Raw genomic sequence first — 21,049 nt, 5'->3', positions numbered from 1 at the left:
CGGAATCTCTCGTTTTTGCTTTCGTGTTGCGTTTCCGTGTCAGCCGGAGAAGAGTGAACCGCGTCCACCGTCAGTCGATACCGGCGTCGCCTTCAGCGGATCAAGCTTCATTCCGCTGCCACCACTCGGTTTGTCCCAACTGCCGCATTTTTCCAGAATCTGTCCGGTCGTCACGTTCTCGATCAAACCGCCCTTGATGCTGATGTATGAGCCGCCCGCCCCGATCCACACTTCCTTCGCGGCCGTCAGAATCAGCCGTCCGTCCGCGCTTTCGATCTTCACGTCTTGCAGCCCCACCAGCGAGGCCGAGCCGCTTTGCGCCTGAATGTCTACCGGTCCCTTTGCCGCGAAAATCTTGATGCCGAGGTTTTGCGCGAACAGGCTGATCTTGTCGAGCACACTGACCAGCAACGCTTTACCGGCGGCCAAGTTGACGTTCTTGCCTGCAACGACGTTCGCGTGCTGGTTCGCCGTGACATGCATCGACTGCTGCGTCGACGCGGCGATGCCTTCAGGGCTCGACAGCAGCATCACCGGCTTCGCAAAACCGTTCGCATTGCCCGTGCCGCCGCCCGCTGTACGGCCGCCGCTGGCAGAACCGGCGACCGTGCGCTGCGTTGCGTCGGTGAACGACTTCAGCGCGGCCTGACCGTCCTGGAGGCTTTCGGCGCGGTTCGTTTCACTGGCCTTCGACACGGTCTCGAGCACGGCTTCCGCGCCAGCAAGCGGATCGGTGGCGGCCGTTACGTTCAGCGGCTGGGCGGTGGCTGGCTGCGTCGATACATAGAGCCCCTGCTCGGCGCGTACCGCGCCGTACGCGCCGGACTTCAGGTCGAATCCGTTGCCGAGGAACGAGCCGCGCGTGTTATCGGATTGTTCGATCAGGTAGCCCAAATGCAGGTGAGAACTGTAGCTCGACGAGTAAAGGTGGACTCGGTTCTGACCGGTAGCGTCGTCCATGACGAGCTGGTTGAAGCCTTCACCGCCGTATTCGCGAGAACGGAAGCCGGACAGCAGGCCGTGCGTGTGCCACACCGGCATCGTTGCGCCACCGTGCAGTCGCGAGATGATTACCGGCCGGTCACAGTCGCCATTCACGAATCCGAGGAGCACCTGATCGTCTTTGCGCAACGGAAAGTAACCGCCGCGCTTTGAACCTGCGTCCGGCATCGCTGCGCGAATCCATGACGTCGACTTCGTATTGCGGTCTTTTCGGCTGTTCGATGTCCTGACCCGCACACGGTTGCCATCGTCCGTGACGATTTCTTCATCGCTGTCGGTTACGACAATCGCCGTCTGCAAGTGCATCTCGGGCTTCTCGTGCTCGAACGGACTACGAAACGGCGTCTTGCGGCGTTGTGCTTCGATCTCGACGTGAAAAAATCCGACACCGCCATCACGGTGGCTCACGGTCGTACCGGTCCCAGCCGCCTGGACCTGCTCGATCTCGCTGCGCAGGCTGCGCGGGAATCGCGTGAGCGCATCCATGCCGGGCAAGTTATTTTGGATCAGCCAATCGCTCGCGATGATCGACAGTTCGCGTTCTTCTTCCGGCAATGCATCGAAGAGCGGATGTCCCGACACCTTGAACCAGTAGCCGGGCAATGCATAACGGGGACTGCCGATCGCGAAATAGCGTTTTGCTCGCGAAGCCCATTCCTCGGTGCGGATGCGGGCCTGTTGTTGTCCAGCATCAGATTCTGCCCACGTCTGTGAGCCGGTATAGAGATACTCTTCGCCCTGACCGGGTAACTCATCAAGATCAGCCGCTGGCGTGCTCGCCTGTTTATCGAGGTCAGGTCGCTTATAGTCGGCGGTGCCGAGCGTCAGCGTCGCACTTTGGGCGTCCTGCTGTTCGCTCAACTGGGTGAGTCCGTCGAAATCCTCATCGGTACCCGCGTGGCTGAACTTCATCTCCGAATTCGGTAGCGACGGCCCAAAATAGAGGTCGTCCATCATGACGACCTTGTGCGACTTGCCGTCCTTCGCGAAATCGAAGCGCGGGAACACGCCGATTTCCTCCAGACTCCGGTGGACAAAATTCCAGTCGGTTTCCCACTGCACGCGGTGCGAATATGAGCGTATCGCCGTGCGCAGTTCCTGACCGTAGTTGCCAGAGGCTTGCGGATGTTTGTCGAATACGTCGGTGAGGATCTGCCAGCCGCTGGCTTCCTGCCAATCGCGCCGATCGCTGCTGAGCTTGAGGAAGCTCAACCATGAAGCGAAATGGAGCTGAAAATATGACAAAGTGCCATCGTTCCCCAAGCGACGAGCCTGTTGCACGTAGCCGTGGATTGGCAGATAGCCACCGTCCGTCTGGCGAATCCAGAGTGTGACGGGCTGCAGCATCAGGGCACCGAGCTTGATCTTGTCGCCCATGACGGATGAGGCGTCGACGGTCACCTCGAAATTGCGCCCGAGCCGCGCGTTGATCTTGACGTACAGTGGTGTGAGCCAGTTGTCGCCGAGTGGAGTGTCAAGTTTGACGATACGATCGAACTGCGCGTAACCGCCGCGCAGCGCCTTATCCAGCATGTCCGATGCCATGCAACAACCCCGTTTAGGGAAACACGTCTATTGCTCTCAGACAATTCGACGATAATGTTAATGTAAAATTACAGAAAGAGACTTGAAACAAATATCGATTCGATTTCAATCTTAGAGCATAGCAAACGTCAGTGAAAAAGCGTTCATTTCTTATAAAGACGCTGCTTTCAACAAGCTGACTAAGATCAGCGTGGTGAGTTGGCACTCCCTTACAAAGTCAGACAGTCACACGCCAACGCGCTCGACGTATCTACCCGTCGCAATTTAACGTCGAGGAGTCGCTGCGTCCGGCTTCGCCCCCACAAAGCTATCGGCCATTCCGTGACTTTGTGTGGCCACCCTGCAATGAATTTCCGATAGCATCTATCTACGCGAGCATCAGGTTCAAGAACGAACTCGTGCGGCCTAAGGTTCGACCACTGCGGTCGATTCTAAAAGGATTCACCTATATATCACCTCCACGAGCACGGCCAACTACAGCCGCTCCGCCGCCGCACTTCCGCCGCGACGCTCATCGCATCTCGGTTCGCTGTTCGCTCAACGACGGATGGCGAGCTCATGCGTCCTATCCCAGTCACGCGCTGCACGCGCTTCAGCTTGACGGACCGCGTCTGGACATGCGCCGTCGTTCGAGATGCGCCCTCGCAGGCATCGGCCATTCGAATTGAAGACAGGGGCCCTCGATATAGATAAATCCTGTTCTTCCGCAAATCCGACTGACTGCACCGCCCCAGCGCCATCCCAACGCATGTGACTGCTTGATTTCAATTGGGGAAGTAGTTCGCCACCGCCTGACTCGCACCAGACTATTCGACGAAACAAAAAATCGATAATTTCATTCGAATAAACAATTATCAACATTGCTAACGACCCTCTTTTTTACATTTCGTTTCATTTAAGAATGTTGATTTTTAAATTCTTAATTACTAGCCTTACGAGGCAGCAATTCCGCTGCACATCAAGGAGATTCCGATGAGTTTCGAAATCAATCTGACCGACATCCTGGAAATTACTGACGCTGAGTCGGTGAATGCAACCGACAGCACGATGGGCGCCGCCGGTGGCGCGATCCTCGAAGGAATTTCGTGGGTCTATATGGAATAATCGACTAGATCGATAGCTTTATGACCGCCCCGTCAAAAAACGGGGCGGAATGACCATGCACGCACGAGACAATCAAGCTCACATAACGTGGTTCGACGATCAGATAATCGCGCTCGATCTCACATCAGATCGCTACACCGTACTATCGCCGACACAATCCAAAAAACTAGAACCAGTTTCAAAATACAGTCTAAAAGACCACGGGTGCAGCCACCCACTCCTTAAACACACTGGCGTTCCGGTTAACTGCTGGAAAATCACGCCGGGCCAGTTGCGATTAGGTATACCGGCTTTTGACTGGATTAAGTTACTCACCACACTCCACCAGGTTCATCGCATCTCAAGAGAAAAGCGGATGTTAGGCCTTATAGAAGCAATCAATAACGAGCGATCCAAAATCAAGCCCCTCCAAACAAATGTGAGCAAAGAAGATCTTATCGCGTCGGTCAACCTGGCCTGCATGGCATATATTCGAAAGACAAAATGCCTGGAATGGGCCGCAACTCTAATTATTGCCGGCTATCGCTACGGATTTGATTTCAATCTCGTCATTGGAGTTCAAAGCCGCCCTTTCTTTGCACACGCATGGGTCGAATCCAATGGATTTGTCGTGGGCGATCACCCTGATCGCCGTATGCAACTCGCTGTAATTTACGAGTTTCCTAAAAATGGTTAACGCAACACTCTTCAACCATTCCTGTCAACGTGATTCTCATGACTTCGCTCGGGAAAAATTTTGGCGGACCGCTTCTCGCTATCTCGCAAGGTTCAAACTTTCCTCCCAAGCTACCAATCCCACCCTTATATTCGGCGAGAACAGCATTGCGCTATGGTGTATCGCAGGTCGCGTATTGTGTCGCGACAGCGGCGAAGCAGCGCCGCTAGGCAATTTCGTCGCGACATTTCTGCGAGATATCAGTGAGGTGGCGGCCCAATTTTGGGGGCATTTTGCTGCAATTGTATTTGACCGGAGAAATTCGACCTTTATTGTTCTTTGCGATTCTTGCGGCCAATTTCCAATTTATTATTCCCTCGATCGATCTGGCGATCTTCACATCGCTTCCGACGTGAACGACCTCCCCTCAATCGAACAAGGCCACGCGAAGCCGAATAATTCGTACCTTCACTGTTACCTCGCACATGGGTATGGCAATGCAGACGAGACAGGAATCGAGAATGTCTCCCTTTTGCCTCCAGGAATGTTCCTTACCTATCAACAGGGGAGTATTTCCCTGTCCCGAATGTGGGCTCCAAATGTACGGCGGAGACGATCAACCGATCATAATCCGATTGCGATATTGTCGACAGTCCTGCACTCGCTTATAGAGCCCGACCGACCAGCAGTTCTCGAGTTGTCGGGCGGTTTAGAGTCCACTGCCCTCGCGATCGCCGCACACCGCGCAGGACTGTCCGAGCAAATTACGGCTGTAACCCATTTCGATCCTGATCGGGCTTCATCAAACGAAGTATCGGTTGCTCGCATCGTCGCAGAAAAATGTCGGCTGCGACATGAAACTTACCCACTACTAAGCCAACTGCCATTCGCACCGGCCCACGAAGTGCCATTGACTGCGCGGCCATCGACACAACTATGCTTCCTCGCCCAGACCGCAAATTTGGCTCATGCTGGTGTTCCAGGGCGGGACGACACGCTCATAAACGGGCACGGCGGCGATGCACTCTTCTTGGCCCCCCCGCCCTTCGGAGTGCCTGTCGATGCTATGGCCAAACTTCGATTTGTACGCGCGATCACCGCCTTGCGGGATCTCGCGATTTACTATCGGATACCGATTTGGGCCGCGCTCAAACGATCAATGCACGACGCGCGCCAGTACTTTCGCGGCGGACTTGGGCAAAGCGCTGATCCGAGTGTCGTGCATGGGTGCCCGAGGGCGATGCCTGCCGGTCTATACGACGACTTGCTAACCAATTGGAGATTGTTGGTACAGCCAGGAAGAAGATATCAAATGGCTGCACTGGCGGCGACTCTGGACGAAACTGCGGTCCAGGTCCGCCCCACCATACGCCGTCCCATCTTGCCATTTCTCGCGCAGCCAATGGTTGAACTCGCCCTCGGAGCTAGTTTGGAAGACTTGTTCACGGGTTATCACAACCGCCTAATCGTCCGACAAGCGGCCTTCGATTCGTCGAATTTGCCAAATCTATGGCGGACCGACAAAGGCGACACAACACACTCAGCCTTACAAGGTCTTTACGTGCACTATGACCACGTACGAGAAGTTTGTCTGGACGGATTTTGTGTAGCGGAACGAATGGTGCGCCGCGATGGTCTAGAGAAGCTACTTAAACGTGCCGCCGATGGGTTTCCTGTCGGTCTTGCCGAAATCACGCGCATCTACGCGACCGAAACGTTTGTCCGGGGAATGTTTAGTCGGCAGAAGGTGGACCACACTGCACACAGAGACATAGCGCGTACCGCTCAATCGTTCCAGTAGAGATACGAGCGAGCATCAGCGGGTCACCATTTTTCAAGAGGGAAAAATGTCGTTTGTGCGAGAAATAACTAAAGATTATATTTCGGCATACCGTGTCGCAATCTCCAGCTACAAGTCCCTTCCGATTCACTTCATCTTTGCGACGATCGGAATGCTAGCGATTTCCGCGCTCGGGACTTCGATACCATATTTCCTGCGAGAAAGCACCAATGCCCTCTCTCATCAAGATTATGGATTTTCCAAACAATCAGCCTTGATTTTCGCTGCTGCATACGGGGCCTCTTGGACAGTCGCGCGAATCACTGAATGGATCAAAACAGCTTTTTCGGCAGCCATGCTAGCCAGATGCGACGCAGCATTCCAGAAGTCTTACTACTCACACCTGATTCGTGTAGAGTATTCCAAATTATCAAAATTGGACCCCGGCACGATAGCGTCAATAATATCCCGAAGTCGCGCAGCCTTCAGCGCGCTCACTTTTACGTTGTTTTGGATCATTGCACCGACCATTTTTCAACTCGCACTTACGACGACCGTACTTTGGCGACTAACAAGCCTATCTTTCGCGCTCGCCTTTGTAATTTCAATGCTTGTACTCTTCGCAGCCACATGGACCTTGGCCGCAAGAACCAAAAGCGCTCACGCTGAAATATTTGGTGCGTCCAATCTTCTGTCCAGTCACTTGATCGAAAAACTCGGCTTCATGACGGACATTAAGGTGAATGACGCATACGGTCGTGAAGAGCGTTCATTAGATCGCATCCTAGGGAGATATATTACTCAAGTGTCGCAAGGTAACGCACGGCTCTCGTTGTTGCTAGCTTTACAAGCTCTGCTCACCGGTATCGCTCTCACGGTCTTTACCGTGATCGCAGCAGCAGCAGTGACTCGGGGTAAATTTAGCGTCGGTGATTTCGTGATGGTTACCGGATATATTGTTGCGCTTACAGCACCATTTACCAATCTTGCCGCATCACTCTCCGATCTACGTCGCAATCATCTCGCCCTTTGTGAAGGCTTCGATATTCTCACCCTTCCTCGAGAATCAGATTTTTCGGAGATAACAGAAAGCACGGAGAAGGGCCCTGTTTTTGAGTTCTACGATGTAACCATGACATTAGAAGGTCGCGAGATTTTGCACAAAGTTAATCTCCATGCTTACAACAATGAAGTGACAGTACTAATAGGCCCGTCAGGAAATGGCAAGTCGACCGTCATTAATTTGATGCTAGGACTACTGCGTCCGTCCGAGGGTCATGTCCGGCTGAATGGTGTAGATATCTCAACGCTCTCCCCAACCGCAATATCTAAGATTGTGGCTGTGGCACCGCAGAACCCGTTAGTTGTCAGTGGTACGCTCCGGGATAATCTCGCCTTCGGTTGCGAAGAACCACCGAGCGATGATCAGTTGCTCGATCTAGTCGACGCACTTGAACTGCGAAGCTTAACCAAAAGCAGCACGAGCAATATACTGGATGCCACGCTCGGCGTTCAAGGCAGAGAACTTTCTGGGGGAGAAAAACAGCGGGTTGCACTTGGTCGGGCACTTGCACGCAAGACACCCATCATTGTTCTTGATGAGCCCACGTCATCTCTTGATCCCCTTCGTGAAATCAGAGTGTTCGAACAAATACGTCGACGCGTAAGTACAATCATCGCAGTCACGCACCGCGAGGCACTATTGGATGTCGCAGACCGTGTATATCACGTGGACCACGGGAGCGTCACAGAATTCGCACCCGAATCTCCCGATCCAACTGCCCATCAGCGCCGACAACACATGGATTAAGAGTACGATCTCGTGTCACACCACATCGGTCGCCTACTTGTGCGCCCCCCTGGTTCGACCGCTGCAATCGATTCTAAAAAGATTCACCCACATATCACTCTACTGAGCACGGCCAGCTACAGGGCGGTCTCAAGAATCAAGTGCAACGTTTAGCCAATCCGGCGGCAGCCAATTCCATCGCCATAGCCTCTTCAGGGGTTTTCCAGTTGAGGGTTTGGCGAGGGCGGCCGTTCATCAGTTTGGCAATGTCGTTCAATTGCATCTGGGTGACGCCTGACAGGTCGGCCCCCTTGGGCAGAAACTGGCGCAGCAGGCCGTTGGTATTTTCGTTGCTGCCCCGTTGCCAAGGGGCGTAGGGATCTGCGAACCAGATGTCCAGATTCAGTCGTTCAGCCAACTCGACATGACAAGTCATTTCCGATCCGCGATCGTACGTCAGGCTCTCGCGCAGAAAGGCCGGGAGCTTCTTCATCTGGCGCGTGAACCCCTCCAGTGCGTCCTGGGCCGTACAGCCATCCATGCGGCACAGCACGACGAACCGGGTCTTGCGCTCGACCAAGGTACCGACGCACGAGCGATTGAAGGCGCCTTTGATGAGATCGCCTTCCCAATGACCGGGCCATTGGCGCGTTTCGATTGCCTCGGGTCGATGGATGATGCGCAGTTCTTCCGGTACAAAGCTCTTGCGGGCCAACGTCTTGCGCGCGTTGCCGCGCACCGGCTTCTCCTGGCGCAGGGCCTCGATCATCGCCTGCTTCAAGCCGCCGCGGGGATGGGTATAAATGGCCGCGTAGATCGTTTCATGACTGACGCGTTGCTCGGGATTATCTGGATGCATCTCGCGAAGTCTGGCAGCAATTTGCTGCGGCGACCAGCGCCGATAAACCAGATCGTGATGCACTTGCCAGTACAGCGCGCTTCCTGTTGCCAGCTTCGCCTGAGGCCGACTTCGCTCGCGGCGCGCCCGGTAGGCTTCTCGCCGCGCTCGTGGCGTCATAACAGCGAGACGGTACGATTGCGTGCCAGTTCTCGCGTGATCGTCGACGCGCTGCGACCAAGCAGCCTTGCAATCGCCCTGACGCTCGTGTTTCTGGTCCTCTCGATCATGATCGCCGCGCGCTCTTCGGCGCTCAGATGCTGGTATTTCGTCATTGCAACACCCTACCTCATCAAAGGTGTTGCACTTGAAACTAGAGTCTAAGCAGTCAGCGTGGGGCCGACACCGTCTTGACGGCGCGAGTTACCGGTTTCCCCACCGATTGGAATCCATGCGTGGCAGTGTGGCATTGGCAGCACACGGATCGGACAGTTCAGCGTCGACGCCCAAGGGCGCCCGCATCCGCTGGCGGGCGTGCGCGAGCACCAATCGGAATGTGGTCCCAGCGCGCTGGGACGGAGGGCTGCGGTTGAACGCCGTAACCCCTGTGCCGTTTACGGGTGCTTTTTACCGGCCGTTGAATCCTCCACCCGTTTTCCGGCCAGCGGCGGCACGGCCCGGGCCCGGATCACCCGTCGCGTCCACGCGGCCGCGCATCCATCGTCCACCTCGCGCACGGAACTTGCTGGAACACGCGATAATACGTGTGAACAACCTGCAACCGCGCATGAAAAACAACATTCTCAAGCCAGCCCTCTGCGCGTCGCTGCTCGTGCTCGCCACCGCCGGCCCTGCGTCGGCGAAAGCGCTCGACGACGCGCTCGATTGCCATTCGACCGGCCACAAGTTCGTCGCGCCGCTGCTCGCGGCCGGCGACATCCAGTCGGAGCCGATGCACGTCGAATCGAATTCGGTCAATGCGTTCCGCACGAACCGCGCGCTGACGGCGTACGGCTTCGGCGTCTACGTCGTGCTCGGCTACCAGGCGAGCGACCCGATCTTCCGTCCGGGCGACGGCAAGCCGATCGGCGACTGGGCGTACGGTGTCGTCGTGCGTGGCACGAAGAGCGCGGTCGAGGAAGCCGTGCGCAAGGCCGGCAGCGACGCAACCGTCAAACAGGCGTTCCCGTTCCTGACCGCGATTGTCTGCTCGTCGGATTGAGCGGACCGTCAGCATCCGCGCTGCGCGGCCGCTGACGATCGTACGGGGGGCGACGCCTAGCGAGCGCCACCATCGAAGTATCCGCCGGGCCCGAGTCACCCTCCCGGCCCCGCTATCGCCCTGTCACGCGCCGGTATAAACCACGCGATACGGGATACCGACCTTCTCCCACTCCGCCGCCTCCTGACTGAGGCTGTAGTCGGTCAGCGGGTTCTGCTCGACCCAGGCGCTCGGCAGACGCACCTCGTACCCGCCCTTCTTCATCTGCGAAACGGAAATATCGGGCAGCCCCGCATCGGTCCGGCGCCGGCACAGTAGCGCCGCGAGCCGCAGGCAGAACAGCAGCGGCCACTCGACCTCGCGCGCCTGCGACAGCTTGCCGAGCTTGCCCGCATGGCCGAGCACGAGCGCGGCGAGCCGCGCCTGGTCGGTGCGCGAGAAACCCGGCATGTCCGCGTTGCTCGCGATATAGGCCGAATGCTTGTGATACGCGCTGTGCGAGATCGACAGGCCGATTTCGTGCAACGCGGCCGCCCAGCCGAGAAACATCCGCCCTTCCTCGCGCGCTTCCTCGTCGTCTTCCTCGAGCTCGTCGTAGAAACGCACCGCGAGCGCGCCGATCCGCCCGGCCTGCGCACGATCGACGCCGTAGCGGCGCGTGAAACCCTCGACGGTCACCGCGCGCATGTCCTCGTGCTGCGTCCGGCCGAGCAAGTCGTACAGCACGCCGAGGCGCAGCGCGCCGTCGGTCGTATCGACGTAGTCGACGCCCAGCTCCTCGAACACCGCCAGCATGATCGCGAGGCCGCCCGCGAGCACCGGCACGCGGTCGGGCTTCAGCGCGATCAGCTTCAGCCGGTTGACGTTCTCCGACTTGATCAGCGCACGCTTCAACCGCTCGAGGCCGCCGCGCGAAATGCCGTGCGTGATGCCCGGATCGTTGAAGCCGTTCGCCTCGACGAGCTCCGCGAGCGCGCGCGCGGTGCCGGACGAACCGATCGCCTGGTCCCAGCCGGCCTTCTTGTATTCGCTCGAAATGATCTGGATCTCGCGCTTGGCCGCGAGCTCGGCCTGCCGCATCGTGTATTCGTCGACGTTGCCGGCCGGGAAGAAGGTGCGGCTATGGCTCACGCAGCCGATATAGAGGCTCTCCATCACGATCGGCGTGTAGTGCGAGCCGATGATGAATTCGGTCGAGCCGCCGCCGATGTCGACGACGAGCCGCTTGCCGGCGCTCGCCGGCACCGAGTGCGCGGCGCCCGCATAGATGAGGCGCGCCTCTTCGCGGCCCGCGATCACTTCGATCGGGAACCCGAGCGCCGCCTCGGCCTCGCCGAGGAATTCGGGGGCGTTCTTCGCGACGCGCAGCGTGTTGGTCGCCACCGCGCGCACATGATCGGGATGGAAGTCGCGCAGGCGCTCGCCGAACCGCTTGAGCGCCTCCCAGCCACGCTCCTGCGACGCGCGATCGAGCATCTTGTCGCTCGACAGCCCCGCCGCCAGCCGAACCGGCTCGCGCAGCGCGTCGACGGGATAGATCTGGCTGCCCGCCGGCGTTTCCTCGACGCGCCCGACGATCAGCCGGAAGCTGTTCGAGCCGAGATCCACGGCAGCCAGCAAGTGGGGAGTTGTAACCATCAGAAGGGGGCTCCGTGCGCGTTCTTTCGCGGCAGCCGTGCCGGCAACCGCGGGCGATCAATCAAAGGCGACATTTTAAGCGTGGAACGCTTGCCGTTGCCACGCTTCACGGGCATGCACACTGCTTCATTCCATATAGCCGAAACATTTATGCGACGAAAGGGTTCGGGCGTAGAATTTCCCGACATAAAACCATGATTGTCATCAGCACGTCATCGTACCGTGAGAGTTTCCGAGCGTCCTTTCGAATCATCGCCTGAATCATCCCCTACTCTGCCGATGTCCGTCCGTTACCCGCTTCTCAATCGTGAACTCGGCATCCTCGGTTTCAACGAGCGCGTGCTGGCCCAGGCGGCCGACCCGCAAGTCCCGTTGCTCGAGCGCCTGCGCTTCATCTGCATCACCAGCAGCAACCTCGACGAATTCTTCGAAGTCCGGATGGCCGGCCTGCAGGAGCAGATCCGCGACAACCCCGGCGCGCTGACGCCCGACGGCATGTCGTTGCAGCACGCGTACGATCTCGTCGTCGAACGCGCGCAGCGGCTCGTGCATCGACAGTACACGATGCTGCACGAAACCGTGCTGCCGGCGCTCGAACAGGAAGGCATCTACTTCCATGCGAGCGACACGTGGAACGACGAGCAGCTCGAATGGGCGCGACGCTACTTCCTCGACGAACTGCTGCCCGTGCTGACGCCGATCGGCCTCGATCCGGCCCACCCATTCCCGCGCGTGCTGAACAAGAGCCTGAACTTCGTCGTCGAGCTCGAAGGCCGCGACGCGTTCGGCCGCCAGGCCGTGATGGGGATCGTGCAGGCGCCGCGTGCACTGCCGCGCGTGGTGCGCATGCCGCATGCGCTGTCGGGTTTCGAGCACGGCTTCGTGCTGTTGAGCTCGTTCATGCAGCGCTTCGTCGGCGAACTCTTCCCGCAACTCGTCGTGAAGAGCTGCAACCAGTTCCGCATCACGCGCAACAGCGAGCTGTTCGTCGACGAAGACGAAATCACCAACCTGCGTGTCGCGCTGCAGGGCGAGTTGCCCGCGCGCCACCTCGGCAACGCGGTACGCCTCGAAGTGTCGGCCGATACGCCGCTGCACATCGTGCGGCGTCTGCTCGAGGAAAGCGAACTCGGCGACAAGGACTGCTATCGCGTGGCCGGCTCCGTGAACCTCGTGCGCCTGATGCAGATTCCCGATCTCGTCGATCGCCCCGACCTGAAGTTCGCGCCGTTCACCGCGTCGACGCCGGCGGCCATCGCCAACGCGCCGACGATGTTCGACGCGATCGACGCCGGCGACATCCTGCTGCACCACCCGTACGAGAGCTTCCAGCCCGTGCTCGAACTGCTGCAGCAGGCCGCGAAAGACCCGAGCGTCGTCGCGATCAAACAGACGATCTACCGCACCGGCACCGACTCGCCGCTGATGGACGCGCTGATGGAAGCCGCGCGCAACGGCAAGGAAGTAACCGTCGTCGTCGAGCTGCTCGCGCGCTTCGACGAGGAAACCAACATCAACTGGGCGTCGCAGCTCGAAGCCGTCGGCGCGCATGTCGTGTACGGCGTGGTCGGCCACAAGTGCCACGCGAAGATGATGCTGATCGTGCGGCGCGTCGTGCAGGCGGGCAAGGCTGCGCTGCGCCGCTACGTGCACCTCGGCACCGGCAACTACCATCCGCGCACCGCGCGCCTCTACACCGACTTCGGACTGATGACGGCCGACCAGAAGATCTGCGAGGACGTGCATCACGTGTTCCAGCAACTGACCGGCATCGGCGGCGAACTGACGCTGCACGAGCTGTGGCAGTCGCCGTTCACGCTGCATCCGCGCATCATCGATTCGATCCGCGCGGAGATCGACAATGCGCAGGCCGGCAAGCGCGCGCGCATCGTCGCGAAAATGAACGCGCTGCTGGAGCCGTCGGTGATCGCCGCGCTGTACGAAGCGTCGCAGGCCGGCGTCAAGGTCGACCTGATCGTGCGCGGCGTCTGCGCGCTGAAGCCCGGCGTGCCGGGGCTGTCGGACAACATCACGGTGCGCTCGATCGTCGGCCGCTTCCTCGAACATCACCGAATCTACTATTTCCACGCGGGCGGCGCCGAGGACGTCTATCTGTCGAGCGCCGACTGGATGGACCGCAACCTGTTCCGCCGGGTCGAAGTCGCGTTCCCGATCCGCGAGCGCAAGCTCAAGCGGCGCGTGATCGCCGAAGGGCTGTCGGTGTGCCTCGGCGACAACCAGTCGGCATGGCAGATGCACAGCGACGGTCACTATCGCCGGCGCCGCACCGGCAAGACGATCCGCAACGCACAGCTCGGGCTGCTCGCGAAGTTCTGCTCGTGAGCCGTCGGCGCGATACGAGTCGCGCCGCCGCTTCGCCATGAAAAAAGCAGCCCTCGGGCCGCTTTTTTTTGAACACCGAACCGCTACGCGATCATGCTTCGTAAGCGGCCGGCCGGATCGCGATGACCCGCGAGCCCGGAAACCGCGCGGTGAACGTACTGCCGCGCCCTTCCTCGCTCTGCACGTACAGATGCGCATCGTGCCGCTGCAGCACGTGCTTGACGATCGCGAGCCCGAGGCCCGTGCCGCCGGTGTCGCGCGACCGGCTGCGATCGACACGGTAGAAGCGCTCGGTGAGCCGTGGCAGATCGGCGGCCGGAATCCCGAAGCCGCTGTCCGTGACGGAAAACACGCCCTGTGCGCCCTCGCGCCGCCACGACACGACGATCTTGCCGCCGTCCGGCGTATAGCGGATCGCGTTCGTGACGAGATTCGCGAACGCGCTGAACAACTCCGTCTGCGCACCGGTGACGCCGAGCGTCTCGTCGATGGAGAACGCGATGTCGTGATGCCCGTTCGACAGCGTGTGCGCATCTTCCTTCAGATGGTCGAACACCGCACGCATGTCGATCGCGTGATCGACCGGCGGCTTGCTCTCGCCTTCCAGCTTCGCGAGCACCAGCAGGTCGGTCACGATGTGCCGCATCCGCGACGCCTGCTGCTCCATCATGTCGAGATAGCGCGCGCGGTCCTCCTCGTTCAGCGGCAGCTCGCGCATCGTCTCGAGGAAGCCCGACAGCACGGTGAGCGGCGTCTTCAGCTCGTGCGACACGTTCGCGACGAAGTCGCGCCGCATCGCGTCGGTGCGCTCGAGCTCGGTGATGTCCTGCGTGAGCAGCAGCTTGCGGTTCTCGCCGTACGGAAACACCTGCACGGCCAGCACGTTCTGCCGCGAGTCGCCCATGCCGCGCATCAGCAGCGTGTCCTCGTAATGCTGCGCATTGAGGTAGCGGACGAAATCGGGATGACGCACCAGGTTCGTGATGTGCTGGCGCAGGTCGCGCTTCGCATCGAGGCCGAAATGGACTTCGGCGATCGCGTTGCACCACTCGATCTGGTCGTGGTCGTCGAGCATCGCGACGCCGTTCGGCGAGGCCTGGATCGCCTGGATGAAACGCGAATGCTGCTGCTCGACCTGTCGCACCTGCGCATGCCACTGCTTCGCGAGCTTGTGCAGCCGATAGTAGATCTCGCCCCAGATGCCCGGCGCGCTCGGCACTTCGCCGTAGACGGGCGCATCGAGCAGGCGCCACAGACGCTGCGTATGGAAGGTGCTGAAAAAGCCCTGCGCGACCAGCATCACGACCACGAACACAAGGCCCGCGGTCGGGCCGGCGAACACGCCGACCAGCACGCCGATCAGCACGAGCAGCACGAGCGACACCAGGAAGCGCGCCCAGATGATGTTCATGATTCAGCGTCCGAAAGAAGGAGCGGCAGCCGCGGCACGCGGCATGCCCGAATACGTTACGCGTGCTTGGCGAGGCGGTAGCCGCTGCCGCGCACGGTTTCGATCATCGCATCGCAGCCGGCCGGTTTCAAGGCCGCGCGCAATCGTTTGATGTGCACGTCGACGGTGCGCTCCTCGACGAACACGTGGTCGCCCCACACCTGGTCGAGCAGTTGCGTGCGGCTGTGCACGCGCTCCGGATGCGTCATGAAGAAATGCAGCAGGCGAAACTCGGTCGGGCCGAGATCGAGCTTGATCTCGCTGCCGTCCCCGTGTGCGGCGACGCGATGCGTGGCCGGGTCGAGGCGCAGCCCGTTGATCGACACGACGTCCTCGGTCAGCTGCGGCGCGCGGCGGCGCAGCACCGCCTTGATGCGCGCCATCAGTTCCTTCGGCGAGAACGGCTTCGTCACGTAGTCGTCCGCGCCGATTTCGAGGCCGAGCACCTTGTCCTGCTCGTCGCCGCGCGCGGTGAGCATGATGATCGGGATGTGCTTGGTCCGTTCGTTGTTGCGCAGGTCGCGCGCGAACGCGATGCCGGACTTGCCCGGCAGCATCCAGTCGAGCAGCACGAGATCGGGCAGCACGTCGCTGATCAGGTTCTGCGCCTGTTCGGCGTTGTACGCGCGGATCGGGCAGTGACCGGCGTGCTGGAGATTCACCGAGATCAGTTCGGAAATCGCGGGCTCATCTTCAACGACGAGAATGTTGCTGGGCATCGGCACCTCTGTTCTTCCTATGGAGTCGATTAACTGTTGGCTTCGCGATCGAGCGTGTCGCGCGGCTGGTGCCGCACGTCGGTGCCCTTCACGATGTAGATGATGAATTCGGCGATGTTCTTCGCATGGTCGCCGATCCGTTCGATCGCCTTCGCGATGAAGAGATAATCGAGGCCCACCGAGATCGTGCGCGGATCTTCCTGCATGTACGACACGAGCTTGCGCACGAACGCACGGAATTCCATGTCGATTTCCTTGTCGTCCTTGACGATCTGCGCGGCGGCCACCGTGTCGAGGCGCGCGAACGCGTCGAGCGCGCGGCGCAGGATCGTCACGGCCATCTCGCCCGACACCTTGATCTCGGCGATGTTGACCGCGCGTGCGGCCGGCTCGTCGACCAGGCGGCGCACACGCTTGGCGATCTTCTCGGCTTCGTCGCCGGCGCGCTCGAGGTTCGTAATCGTTTTCGAAATCGACATCAAAAGACGCAGGTCGCGCGCGGCAGGCTGCCTCCGCGCGATGATGTTGCCGCATTCCTGGTCGATGTCCACTTCCATCGCGTTCAGCGTTTCCTCGGCCGCGATCACCTTCTCGGCCGTATCGCGATCGAACTCGTTCAGCGCGCGCATCGCGCCGACGATCTGCGATTCGACGAGTCCGCCCATTTCCAGCACTTTCGACGACACGGCATTCAGGTCCGCGTCGAACTGGCTCGACAGATGTTTATCCGACATGGTTGTTGTTCTCCGTCATCAGCCGAAGCGGCCGGTGATGTAGTCTTCCGTTTCCTTGCGCACCGGCTTGATGAAGATCTTTTCGGTGTCGCCGAACTCGATCAGCTCGCCCAGGTACATGTAGGCCGTGTAATCCGAGCAGCGTGCGGCCTGCTGCATGTTGTGCGTGACGATCACGACCGTGTAGTCGCTCTTCAGCTCCGCGATCAGCTCTTCGATGCGGCCCGTCGAGATCGGGTCGAGCGCCGAGCACGGTTCGTCGAGCAGCAGCACTTCCGGACGGATCGCGATGCCGCGCGCGATGCACAGACGCTGCTGCTGGCCGCCCGACAGCCCGTAGCCGCTCTGGCCCAGCTTGTCCTTCACTTCGTTCCACAGCGCGGCCTTCGTGAGCGCCCACTCGACACGGTCGTCCATTTCCGAGCGCGTGAGCTTTTCGAACATCTTCACGCCGAACGCGATGTTGTCGTAGATCGACATCGGGAACGGGGTCGGCTTCTGGAACACCATGCCGATCCGCGCGCGCAGCAGCGAGATGTCGCGCTTCGTCGTCAGCAGGTTCTCGCCGTCCATCAGGATTTCGCCTTCGGCGCGCTGCTCCGGATAGAGCGCGAACATCTTGTTGAACGTGCGCAGCAGCGTCGACTTGCCGCAGCCCGACGGGCCGATGAACGCCGTCACCTTCCCTTCGGGAATGCGCAGGTTGATGTTCTTCAGCGCGTGGAACTTGTTGTAGAAGAAATTGAGGTTGTTGACCTCGATCTTCGCGTTCAGCGGCGCGAGCGGACGGCCGTGCGCCGCGTCTTGCGTGCCGGCGGGCGCAGCGGTGCGCTCGACGGGATTCAGGTGGCTTTCTGCCATATTCATCGGATTGCTCCGCCGTTACTTTTTCGAGAAGATCGAGCGCGCCAGGACGTTCAGTCCGAGCACCCCGAGCGTAATCAGGAACACGCCCGCCCATGCGAGCGACTGCCATTCCGCGAACGGGCTCATCGCGAACTTGTAGATCGTGACCGGCAGGTTCGCCATCGGCTGGCTCATGTCGACCGAGAAGAACTGGTTCGACAGCGCGGTAAACAGCAGCGGCGCCGTTTCGCCGGCGATCCGCGCGACCGCGAGCAGCACGCCCGTCACGATCCCGCCGACCGACGCGCGCAGCGTGATCTTCAGCACCATGCGCCACTTCGGCGTGCCGAGCGCGACGGCCGCTTCGCGCAGCGCGTTCGGCACGAGCTTCAGCATGTTCTCGGTCGTGCGGATCACGATCGGGATCTGCAGCAGCGCCAGCGCGATCACGCCGGCCCAACCGGAGAAGCGCCCCGACTTCGCGACGACGATCGCGTACACGAACAGGCCGATCACGATCGACGGCGCGGACAGCAGGATGTCGTTGATGAAGCGGATCGTGCTCGCCAGCAGGTTCTTCTGCCCGTATTCGGCGAGATAGACGCCCGCGAGGATGCCGATCGGCGTGCCGACCAGCGTGCCGAAGCCGCACAGCAGCAGGCTGCCGACGATCGCGTTCGCGAGACCGCCGCCTTCCGTGTTCGGCGCCGGCGTCGATTCGGTGAACAGTTGCAGCGACAGGCCGCCGACGCCGAGGTGCACCGTCGTGTAGAGAATCCACACGAGCCACAGCAGGCCGAAGGCCATCGCGCCGAGCGACGCGGTGAGCGCGATCGCGTTGACGACCTTGCGCTTGCGCTGCAGGCGGTTGCGCATCGCGTCGAGCGCGGCGCCGCTCGGCCCCGGGAAATTCATGATGGGCTCGCTCATTTCTTGCCCTCTCCCTTCTCGAGACGAAGCAGCAGCAGTTTGGAGATGGACAGCACGATGAACGTGATCACGAACAGGATCAGGCCGAGCTCCATCAGCGCGGACGTGTGCAGGCCCGGCTGCGCTTCCGCGAATTCGTTCGCGAGCGCCGACGTGATGCTGTTGCCCGGCGCGAACAGCGACACGCTGTCGAGCAGGTTCGTGTTGCCGATCACGAAGGTCACGGCCATCGTTTCGCCGAGCGCGCGGCCGAGGCCGAGCATCACGCCGCCGATCACGCCGGTCTTCGTATAGGGCAGCACGACCTTCCACATCACTTCCCAGGTCGTGCAGCCGATCCCGTATGCCGATTCCTTCAGCAGCACCGGCGTGACCTCGAACACGTCGCGCATCACCGACGCGATGTACGGGATGATCATGATCGCGAGAATCACGCCGGCCGCGAGGATGCCGATGCCGATCGGCGCGCCGGACGTCAGCGGGCCGAGCACCCACACGTCCTTGAGCAGCCGGCCGATGGGCTTCTGGAAGTATTCGGCGAAGATCGGCGCGAACACGAGCAGCCCCCACATGCCGTACACGATCGACGGAATCGCGGCGAGCAGCTCGATCGCGATGCCGAGCGGACGGCGCAGCCACACGGGCGCGAGCTCGGTGAGGAACAGCGCGATGCCGAAACTGACCGGCACCGCGATGACGAGTGCAATGATCGACGTCACGATCGTGCCGTAGATCGGCACAAGTGCGCCGTAGATGTCCGAGTTGGGATCCCACTCGGATTGCCACAGGAAGCCGAGGCCGAACTTCTGGATGGTCGGCAGCGACGCAATGATCAGGGAAATGATGATCCCGCCGAGAAGCAGCAGGGTCACGATCGCGGCGAGCCGCGCAAGGCCGCCGAACAGGACATCCCCGAGACGGCTCGGCGCGCGCTGCTGCGCACGGTCGGGCGATCGGGAGGACGGGTATGAAATATCAGACATGGGTGCCTGCTTTTGATCGCCGGGCGCCGTAACGCCCGGCTTTACCGCACACACTGCCCGACCGGCACGGCCGGGCAGCGAACCGCTGGATGGCTTACTCGGCGGCGACCGGCTTGCCCGAAGCGTCCGTCACCTTCGTCTTCCACTGCTTGCGGATTTCCGTCTCGACCGTCGCCGGCAGCGAGATGTAGTCGAGGCTGTCGGCAGCCTTCTCGCCGTTCTTGAACGCCCAGCTGAAGAACTTCAGCGTTTCCGCGCCCTGCTCCGGCTTGTCCTGCTTCGCGTGCAGCAGCACGAACGTCGCGCCGACGACCGGCCACGCGTCCTTGCCCGGCTGGTTCGTCAGGATCTGGTAGAACGACTTCGACCAGTTCGCGCCGGCTGCAGCGGCCTTGAACGTTTCCGTCTTCGGCTCGACCACCGTGCCCGTCGAATTCTTCAGCGCAGTGTAGGTCATGTTGTTCTTCTTCGCGTACGCCCACTCGACGTAGCCGATCGCGCCCGGCAGGCGCTGCACGAAGGCCGCGACGCCGTCGTTGCCCTTGCCGCCCGTGCCCGTCGGCCAGTTGACCGTCGTGCCTTCGCCGATCTTCGACTTCCACTCGTCGTTGACCTTCGACAGGTAGTTCGTCCAGATGAAGCTCGTGCCCGAGCCGTCGGCGCGGCGGACCACGGCGATGTCCGTATCCGGCAGCTTGACCTTCGGGTTCAGCGCGGCGATCGCCGGGTCGTTCCACTTCTTGATCTTGCCGAGGTAGATGTCGCCGAGCACCGGGCCCGACAGCGTCAGTTCGCCGGCCTTCACGCCCGGCACGTTGACGACCGGCACCACGCCGCCGACCACCGTCGGGAACTGGAACAGGCCTTCCTTCGCGAGATCTTCGTCCTTCAGCGGCGCGTCCGAACCGGCAAAATCGACCGTCTTCGCGTTGATCTGCTTCAGGCCGCCCGACGAGCCGATGCCTTGGTAGTTGACCTTCGCGCCGCCGGACTGCTGGTAGTCGGCAGCCCATTTCGTATAGATCGGCATCGCGAACGTGCTGCCTGCGCCCGTGATGTCGGCAGCTTGAGCGGCGACGGCGAAAAGCGCGCCAGCCAGGCCGGCAATCGCGGTTTGCATCAATTTCATGAGACCTCCAGTGTGTGAGCGGATGACTACGGCACCGCGAAGGTTAGGGGCTGCTCATGACGGTAATGTGACAATCGATGAAACTGGCGTGACAGTAACATGACTGGTTGAAAGGGAATATCGGGTCGCGCGTCGGGGCGCGGGAGCGGCGCTGGCGGCAAGAATTGCCTGGCTCGAAGGGAGGGGATGAACGCCGTTTCAACGGCGGGCGAGCGCATCGTAGCGCGGCGTCGGACGGACGGGAAGCCCGGTCCGGCCGGAAGTCTGATTCGGGGTCGGATGCCGGATTCGATGGAAGGGATGCGTTTACCGAAGCTTGCTTCTATTAGGTAACGCAAACCT

At 60.5% G+C, this 21,049-nt stretch carries 15 protein-coding genes and 1 pseudogene; 6 read left to right on the top strand and 10 right to left on the bottom strand.

The window, feature by feature from the left end; all coding sequences use genetic code 11:
- Positions 1-39 precede the first annotated feature (39 nt).
- Entirely contained in the window at positions 40-2,547 is a 2,508-nt protein-coding gene (locus tag KR541_RS06160) for a type VI secretion system Vgr family protein (RefSeq protein WP_050015232.1), read from the bottom strand.
- 972 nt (positions 2,548-3,519) lie between these two features.
- Between KR541_RS06160 and KR541_RS36910 the strand changes: the two genes are divergently transcribed.
- Genes KR541_RS36910 through KR541_RS06145 form a run of 4 tightly spaced genes read left to right on the top strand, consistent with a single transcriptional unit; the run spans position 3,520 to position 7,896 of the window.
- Positions 3,520-3,651, top strand: coding sequence for a hypothetical protein (locus KR541_RS36910; protein WP_256975452.1), 132 nt, complete (start codon positions 3,520-3,522; stop codon positions 3,649-3,651).
- Positions 3,652-3,706: 55 nt separating this feature from the next.
- Positions 3,707-4,327: a lasso peptide biosynthesis B2 protein gene (locus KR541_RS06155; RefSeq protein ID WP_160300518.1), complete on the top strand. Its 621-nt coding sequence runs from the start codon at positions 3,707-3,709 to the stop codon at positions 4,325-4,327.
- Positions 4,320-6,107, top strand: a complete 1,788-nt coding sequence (locus KR541_RS06150) for an asparagine synthase-related protein (protein ID WP_150123343.1) — start codon at positions 4,320-4,322, stop codon at positions 6,105-6,107. The genes KR541_RS06155 and KR541_RS06150 overlap by 8 nt, the downstream gene beginning before the upstream one ends.
- Before the next feature lie 46 nt (positions 6,108-6,153).
- Complete coding sequence (locus KR541_RS06145; RefSeq protein ID WP_050015230.1) at positions 6,154-7,896, top strand: ATP-binding cassette domain-containing protein; 1,743 nt, start codon at positions 6,154-6,156, stop codon at positions 7,894-7,896.
- 136 nt (positions 7,897-8,032) lie between these two features.
- Here KR541_RS06145 and KR541_RS06140 read toward each other — a convergent pair.
- Positions 8,033-9,048 (bottom strand): annotated as a pseudogene (locus KR541_RS06140) (IS30 family transposase).
- Between the two features lie 452 nt (positions 9,049-9,500).
- Between KR541_RS06140 and KR541_RS06135 the strand changes: the two are divergent.
- Positions 9,501-9,935 (top strand): hypothetical protein, encoded by a 435-nt coding sequence (locus tag KR541_RS06135; protein WP_050015246.1) that lies wholly within the window; start codon positions 9,501-9,503, stop codon positions 9,933-9,935.
- A gap of 123 nt (positions 9,936-10,058) precedes the next feature.
- Here the strand turns inward: KR541_RS06135 and ppx are convergent, their stop codons facing one another.
- Positions 10,059-11,573 (bottom strand): exopolyphosphatase, encoded by a 1,515-nt coding sequence (ppx, locus tag KR541_RS06130; RefSeq protein ID WP_050015227.1) that lies wholly within the window; start codon positions 11,571-11,573, stop codon positions 10,059-10,061.
- A gap of 279 nt (positions 11,574-11,852) precedes the next feature.
- Here ppx and ppk1 point away from each other — a divergent pair, with 279 nt between their 5' ends.
- Positions 11,853-13,916: a polyphosphate kinase 1 gene (ppk1, locus tag KR541_RS06125; protein WP_216089411.1), complete on the top strand. Its 2,064-nt coding sequence runs from the start codon at positions 11,853-11,855 to the stop codon at positions 13,914-13,916.
- Positions 13,917-14,007: 91 nt separating this feature from the next.
- Here ppk1 and phoR read toward each other — a convergent pair whose 3' ends face one another.
- The 7 genes from phoR to pstS all read right to left on the bottom strand — a co-directional run bounded on the left by phoR (position 14,008) and on the right by pstS (position 20,707).
- The gene (phoR, locus tag KR541_RS06120) at positions 14,008-15,327 is read right to left on the bottom strand and encodes a phosphate regulon sensor histidine kinase PhoR (protein ID WP_050015223.1); all 1,320 of its coding nucleotides are present in this window, start codon (positions 15,325-15,327) and stop codon (positions 14,008-14,010) included.
- A gap of 56 nt (positions 15,328-15,383) precedes the next feature.
- Complete coding sequence (gene phoB / locus KR541_RS06115; protein WP_006750313.1) at positions 15,384-16,085, bottom strand: phosphate regulon transcriptional regulator PhoB; 702 nt, start codon at positions 16,083-16,085, stop codon at positions 15,384-15,386.
- Between the two features lie 29 nt (positions 16,086-16,114).
- Complete coding sequence (gene phoU, locus KR541_RS06110) at positions 16,115-16,819, bottom strand: phosphate signaling complex protein PhoU (protein WP_006476334.1); 705 nt, start codon at positions 16,817-16,819, stop codon at positions 16,115-16,117.
- 18 nt (positions 16,820-16,837) lie between these two features.
- Positions 16,838-17,686, bottom strand: a complete 849-nt coding sequence (gene pstB, locus KR541_RS06105; RefSeq protein WP_050015221.1) for a phosphate ABC transporter ATP-binding protein PstB — start codon at positions 17,684-17,686, stop codon at positions 16,838-16,840.
- A gap of 15 nt (positions 17,687-17,701) precedes the next feature.
- Positions 17,702-18,595: a phosphate ABC transporter permease PstA gene (pstA, locus tag KR541_RS06100; protein WP_050015219.1), complete on the bottom strand. Its 894-nt coding sequence runs from the start codon at positions 18,593-18,595 to the stop codon at positions 17,702-17,704.
- Entirely contained in the window at positions 18,592-19,578 is a 987-nt protein-coding gene (gene pstC / locus KR541_RS06095; protein ID WP_050015217.1) for a phosphate ABC transporter permease PstC, read from the bottom strand. The genes pstA and pstC overlap by 4 nt, the downstream gene beginning before the upstream one ends.
- Before the next feature lie 94 nt (positions 19,579-19,672).
- Entirely contained in the window at positions 19,673-20,707 is a 1,035-nt protein-coding gene (pstS, locus tag KR541_RS06090) for a phosphate ABC transporter substrate-binding protein PstS (RefSeq protein WP_050015215.1), read from the bottom strand.
- Between the last annotated feature and the right edge of the window lie 342 nt (positions 20,708-21,049).

Origin of the sequence: Burkholderia sola, assembly GCF_905400185.1 — a bacterium.
GTDB classification, from domain to species: Bacteria; Pseudomonadota; Gammaproteobacteria; order Burkholderiales; family Burkholderiaceae; genus Burkholderia; species Burkholderia sola.
The sequence above is the reverse complement of the archived record's forward strand: the minus strand, read 5'-3'. Positions and strand labels throughout refer to the sequence as shown.